The 4,174-nt window shown below is 64.1% G+C and carries 5 protein-coding genes; 4 read left to right on the top strand and 1 reads right to left on the bottom strand.

Annotation, left to right across the window (positions count from 1 at the left end; translation table 11 throughout):
* From EOA86_RS24625 to EOA86_RS24615, 3 genes are all read left to right on the top strand, one after another.
* Window positions 1–565, top strand: a 565-nt coding sequence (locus EOA86_RS24625) for a Sua5 family C-terminal domain-containing protein (protein ID WP_206630121.1), incomplete at its 5' end; no start/stop codon positions are given.
* 9 nt (window positions 566–574) lie between these two features.
* On the top strand, window positions 575–2,005 hold the full coding sequence (locus EOA86_RS24620; protein ID WP_128344043.1) for an FAD-binding oxidoreductase: 1,431 nt from the start codon (window positions 575–577) through the stop codon (window positions 2,003–2,005).
* Between the two features lie 184 nt (window positions 2,006–2,189).
* Complete coding sequence (locus EOA86_RS24615) at window positions 2,190–2,756, top strand: DUF6101 family protein (RefSeq protein ID WP_029355556.1); 567 nt, start codon at window positions 2,190–2,192, stop codon at window positions 2,754–2,756.
* On the opposite strand, the gene ubiA is transcribed toward EOA86_RS24615, so the two are convergent.
* Complete coding sequence (gene ubiA, locus EOA86_RS24610; RefSeq protein WP_128344045.1) at window positions 2,757–3,740, bottom strand: 4-hydroxybenzoate octaprenyltransferase; 984 nt, start codon at window positions 3,738–3,740, stop codon at window positions 2,757–2,759.
* 150 nt (window positions 3,741–3,890) lie between these two features.
* Here ubiA and EOA86_RS24605 point away from each other — a divergent pair.
* Window positions 3,891–4,174, top strand: a 284-nt coding sequence (locus EOA86_RS24605; RefSeq protein WP_281035691.1) for a phosphoribosylamine--glycine ligase N-terminal domain-containing protein, incomplete at its 3' end; no start/stop codon positions are given.

Below are 4,174 nucleotides of genomic sequence, written 5' to 3'. Positions count from 1 at the left end.
GCCCAGCGCCAATTCCTCAGGCAAGATCAGCGCCACGACAGCCAAGGCAGTGGCGGCGGATCTCGGTGCAAAAATCAAGCTGGTGGTCGATGGCGGCGCAACGTCCGTCGGGCTCGAATCGACGATCGTCAAGATCGAGGACAGAAAGCTGCGGCTGCTGCGACCGGGAGGCATTGCCGCTGAGGAAATTGAAGCGGTCGCCGGCACGACGCTGTCGCGCGGTGCGACAGGTATCGAGGCGCCGGGCATGCTCGCCTCGCATTACGCGCCGGGCGCTGCGGTGCGGGTCAACGCCGCAAAAGTCGCAAAGGGCGAAGCCTTGCTGGCGTTCGGCCCCCGCCGTGCCGAAGGCTGGCAAGGTGCTGCCGCTTTGCGCAACCTGTCGGAGACCGGCGACCTGCGCGAAGCCGCGGCCAACCTTTTTGCCCACATGCAGGATCTCGATCGCAGCGGCGCCAAGACAATCGCCGTCGAGCCGATTCCGTTCGACGGGCTGGGCGAGGCGATCAACGACCGGCTTTCGCGCGCTGCCGCCCCTCGTGACAAGATCGATTGGGCACCATAGTTTCCACCTATGAACGACATATCCCGGGATATCGACCTCGCCCTCATTGACCGCTTTGCGGCAATCGTCGGCGACAAATACGCGCTTCGGGACCAGCAGGATATCGCGCCTTATCTCATAGAAAGGCGCGGCCTTTGGCATGGCCGAACGGCGCTGGTGCTGAGGCCGGGCAGCGTCGACGAGGTTAGCCGCATCATGCGGCTGGCGACCGAGACGGGAACGCCGGTCGTGCCGCAAAGCGGCAACACCGGGCTGGTTGGCGCGCAGGTGCCGGATATGTCCGGCCGCGAGATCGTGCTGTCGCTGTCGCGGCTGAACCGCATCCGTGAGATCGACCTCCTCTCCAACACCGTCACCGTCGAGGCCGGTGTCATCCTGCAGACGCTGCAGGAAGCGGCCGACGCCGCCGACCGGCTGTTTCCGCTGTCGCTTGCCGCGCAGGGCTCCTGCCAGATCGGCGGCAATCTCTCTTCCAATGCCGGCGGCACCGGCGTGCTTGCCTATGGCAATGCGCGTGAGCTCTGCCTCGGCGTCGAAGTGGTGCTGCCGACCGGCGAGGTGTTCGACGATCTGCGCAAGCTGAAGAAGGACAACACCGGCTACGATCTGAAGAACTTGTTTGTCGGCGCTGAAGGCACGCTCGGCGTCATCACCGCCGCCGTGCTCAAGCTTTTCCCCAAGCCCAAGGGGCGCGAGGTGGCCTTTGCCGGCCTGTCCTCGCCGGAGGCGGCACTGTCCCTGTTCAGCCTGGCGATGGATCGCGCCGGCGCTGCACTCACCGCTTTCGAACTGATCGGCCAGAGACCCTACGATTTTACGCTTCTGCACGCGCCAGGCGTCGTGCGGCCGCTGTCCGGGGATTGGCCGTGGTATGTGCTGATGCAGATCTCGTCGGGGCGCTCGGCGGAGGATGCGAGGGCCCTGATCGAGGAGGTGCTCTCAGCCGGCCTCGAGCAGGGGATCGTCGGCGATGCAGTGATTGCGGCGAGCATCGCGCAGGGGGATGCTTTCTGGAATTTCCGCGAGGTGCTGCCCGAGGCGCAGAAGCCCGAAGGCGCTTCGATCAAGCACGACATCTCTGTGCCGGTGGCGGCCATCCCGCAATTCATCGAAAAGGCGGCCGGCGCCGTTCAATCGGTCAGCCCCGGTGCGCGCGAGGTGTGTTTCGGCCATATGGGCGACGGCAATCTCCACTACAATATCTCCCGGCCGGTCGGCGGCGATGACGAAGCGTTTCTCGGGCTCTATCACGCCATGAATAAGGCCGTGCACGATGTCGTGCGCAGCTTTCACGGCTCGATCTCGGCCGAGCACGGCATTGGCCAGCTGAAGCGGGATGAATTGATCGCGACAGCGCCGCCGATGGCGATCGATTTGATGCGCAGGGTGAAGGCGGCCTTCGACCCGGCCGGCATCATGAATCCCGGTAAGGTTATCTGATCCTTTCGACGTCTTGTGAATGGTTGCATTCCGATAACCATCCCCTCGAGATCAGCAAAATTTAACCGACTTTCTTAAGCGCTGCGATAAGAAGCCCGCCCTAATGTTTCTCCACAACGAGGCTGGAAAAACCGGCCCGGAGAACCGGAAGACCGGCTCTCAGGAGAGACAGGAAAGGCACAATATGAACACTGGACTGAAGCCAGTCTGGGCCGGGCGCAACATGCGCCTCGACCCATTCCGCCTGCCGCAGGTGGTGAGCTACGCCACGCGCGACGATTATGGCGACGTTACCTTCACCATCGACCACCGTGGCGCCGTCATTCGCCGCATGCTGGAGATGAGCGGCCTGCCGGCGTTCATCGCTCTGCCCGCCAACGCGTTTCGTGGCGTGGCCGCCCGCGCGATGGAGGATCCGGATGGCAATGTCACGGTGACGCTGGAGCTTCTGCACAATGATCCGATGCTGTCGGTGCCGCTGCTAGTGGCCGACGATCTCGAGGATGTCGCCGCCGACTGGCGTGCCTGGGCCGATGCCTACCGTCTGCCGATGCTTCTGATCGAATCAGACGGCATCGCCCGCACGCTGGAGGAATCGCTTGGCGCCGCCATCAAGACATTGCCGGCGCAGAACCGCCGCAAGGGTCGGGTTTCGACCACGCGTCGTCCGCGCTTCCTCGCCCGTCGCAGGGCCGGCGATCTCGGCCTCAGGCTGGTGATTGGCGGCCAGGAGATCATTTCGCGCGGATAGCTACACCAGCGGCTTCAACGCCACCCACAGCGCGCCGCCGATCAGGCCAAGGAAAATCAGCCAGCCGACCTGGTTGTTCGATCTGAACAAGAGCATGCACTGGTCCGGATCGTCGATGTCCAGCACTGCGATTTGCCGCGCCATATGCGCTCCGGCGGCGATCAGTCCGGCCAGCGCCGGCACGGGCGCCTGCGCCGACGCGAAGGCGATGGCGAAGCAGACCAGCGCCCCGCCATAAAGCCCGACGAGCCAGGTCTTGGTGTTGTCGCCGAACAGGCGTGCGGTCGAGCGCACGCCGACGATGGCGTCGTCCTCCTTGTCCTGATGCGCATAGATCGTATCATAGCCGATCACCCACAGGATCGAGCCGACATAGAGCATGACGGGCGGGCCGTCGAGATCGCCGAACTCGACCGCCCATCCCATCAGCGCACCCCAGGAAAAAGCAAGGCCGAGAACCAGTTGCGGCCAGTTGGTGTACCGCTTCATGAATGGGTAGATGGCGACTACGGCGAGCGAGCAGATGCCGAGCAGGATGGCAAAGCCGTTGAACTGCAGAAGCACAGCGAGTCCAATCAGTGCCTGAATAACGAGAAACGCCCAAGCCTGCCGGCGCGTGACCTTTCCCGCCGGCAGCGGCCGTGAGCGCGTACGTTGCACCTGGTTGTCGATGTCCTGATCGACCAGATCGTTATAGGTGCAGCCGGCGCCGCGCATGGCGATAGCGCCAATCAGGAACAGCAGCAGGTACAAAGGTGGCGGCAACAGCGAGAGCAGCGTATCGGTAGGGCGTGAATAGGCACTCGCGGCAAGGGCTGCCGACCACCAGCACGGCCACAGCAGCAACTGCCAGCCGATCGGCCGGTCCCACCGGGCAAGCTGCGCATAGGGCCACAGCCAGCGCGGCAGAATGCGGTAGACCCAGTGGCCGCTCGGCGCATCGGCGACGCGGCCCTGGGCAGCTTTCGATTGGATGGGTTCCATAGTGTTGGAGTGGCAGCAGTGGCGAACGCCGTCAAGCATCAAGCAGGCCTCGTTCCCGTGTGGAATCGCTTCAAACTCTCCAAATGTCTTGACCCATCGTCCGGGGCGCAATAGCGCAGTCCTGATCATGGAATGGCAAGGGATCTGGGCATGCGTGTTTTGTTGATCGGCTCCGGCGGCCGCGAGCATGCGCTGGCCTGGAAGATCGCGGCCTCGCCGCTGCTGACGAAGCTTTACGCGGCCCCCGGCAACCCGGGCATCGGCCACGAAGCCGAACTGGTGACGTTAGACATTGCCGATCATGCGGCGGTGGCCCGGTTCTGCACGGAGAAAAACATCGACCTCGTCGTGGTCGGGCCGGAAGGGCCGCTGGTTGCCGGCATTGCCGACGACCTCCGCGCCGCGAACATTCGCGTCTTCGGCCCATCCCGGGC

It is taken from the genome of Mesorhizobium sp. M5C.F.Ca.IN.020.32.2.1 (assembly GCF_004023105.1).
Lineage (GTDB): Bacteria > Pseudomonadota > Alphaproteobacteria > Rhizobiales > Rhizobiaceae > Mesorhizobium > Mesorhizobium wenxiniae.
The sequence above is the reverse complement of the archived record's forward strand: the minus strand, read 5'-3'. Positions and strand labels throughout refer to the sequence as shown.